The organism is Microvirga arabica (assembly GCF_016811235.1).
GTDB lineage: Bacteria > Pseudomonadota > Alphaproteobacteria > Rhizobiales > Beijerinckiaceae > Microvirga > Microvirga arabica.
This window is the reverse complement of sequence record NZ_JAFBID010000213.1, coordinates 1-872: the sequence shown is the minus strand read 5'-3', so window position 1 is coordinate 872 and position 872 is coordinate 1. Positions and strand designations below refer to the sequence as shown.

The window sequence follows — 872 nt, the reverse complement described above, 5'->3', positions numbered from 1 at the left end:
TGCGCGGCAGGTCCGGCACCGCATAGGTGTGGAACAGGCCGGGTCGATAGCTGCGCGTGACCTTCTGGAAATGATCGAAGGCGCCGGCCAGCGTTCCGGCCTTGCCCCGATGCCGTTGCATCGCGCCCAGTACACCGTTTACCCGTCGCCGCACCATGGCGGCGCTCTCCTCGTGCGGGTTGCCGAGCCAGTGCGCCACGGCGTGAACGAACCGGTAGGCGTACTCCACGTCCGGCCACAGAGAGGCGGTGCGCTCCAGCGCACGAGCGATCATCTGGTGCAGGCGCGTGAGCGCCGGCGCAAAGCCCCCTTTTGCTGCACCCGGTCCAGGCTGCCGGCGACCTTCTCCAGCCGCTGCTTCAGCTTGAGGCCTGAGGCCGCCAGCGGCGCCCGACCATCATCGGTGATCGCGCTGCGCACGGCGGCACAATAGCCCTGCACAAGCACTGCCTCGGCATCCTCCCGCTCCTCCACGGCGCGTTCGATCCCGCGGATGCCGCGCACCTGCTTCTTGAGCTCTTTCTTGGCATGTCGATCCGCCTCGAAGATCGGATGCGCCGCCTCGCGCAGGAAGTGGAATTGGCACAGCTGATGCGGCACGTCCGGCAGGACCTGAGCGACGGCCTGGCGAATGGACGTCTGACCGTCGCTGATCACGCCCACAACCGGCACGCCCACGGCCTCCACCGCCTCGCGCAGCAGAACCGCCAGATCCCGCGCCCGGCCGGAGAGCAGGCTGCGGGCCAGCACGATGATGCCGGACAGGCAGTCGCGGATCACCCACAGCACCTCATGGCCGAGATCCGGCTGCACGCCATCCAACGCCAGAATGACCCGCCCTTGCTGGGCCAGGAGCCTCTGCAAGGGGCGGC

At 68.6% G+C, this 872-nt stretch carries 1 pseudogene; it reads right to left on the bottom strand.

Going from position 1 to position 872, the window contains the following annotated elements:
- Positions 1-872: pseudogene (locus tag JQC81_RS32540) on the bottom strand (transposase); the annotation flags it as partial.